The following is a 401-nucleotide window of genomic DNA, read 5'->3' on the forward strand; positions in this document are numbered from 1 at the left end:
GAGTACGAGCGCATGGCCCGGGGGAGGGGTGAGCGGGGAGGTGTAGGTCTCGCCGTCCACGAGGGGCTTTTCCGGACTCAGGCCGGCGGTGGCCATGCGCTCGTACTCGGTGAGGACGAGCCGCTTGGTGTGGTACTCGCCGTACTTGGCGATCTCGTTGTTCTTCAGGCCACCCGACTCCGACTGGAAGGTCTCCAGGATGTAGTCGGTGTCCTCGGCGGAGATGCCGTACAGGTGGAAGAAGTACGCGTCCAACTCGGCCCGCAGTTGCGCCCGGCGTGCCTCAGCCCAGCGGAACGGCTCTCCCTCGTCGCCTAGGTCGCGGGCGAGCAGGGTCATGTCGTATGCCGTGTAGACGAGTTCGAGGACGCGGGGGAGGAGGAAGGGGAGGTGGGGTTCGA

The 401-nt window shown here is 66.3% G+C and carries 1 protein-coding gene; it reads right to left on the reverse strand.

Features of this window, described 5'->3' with window-relative positions:
• Positions 1–401: hypothetical protein (locus KMS84_RS39230; protein WP_256921399.1), on the reverse strand; the 401-nt coding region annotated here is incomplete at both ends.

This window comes from Streptomyces hilarionis, from assembly GCF_024539675.1.
In the GTDB taxonomy this organism is placed as follows: Bacteria; Actinomycetota; Actinomycetes; order Streptomycetales; family Streptomycetaceae; genus Streptomyces; species Streptomyces hilarionis.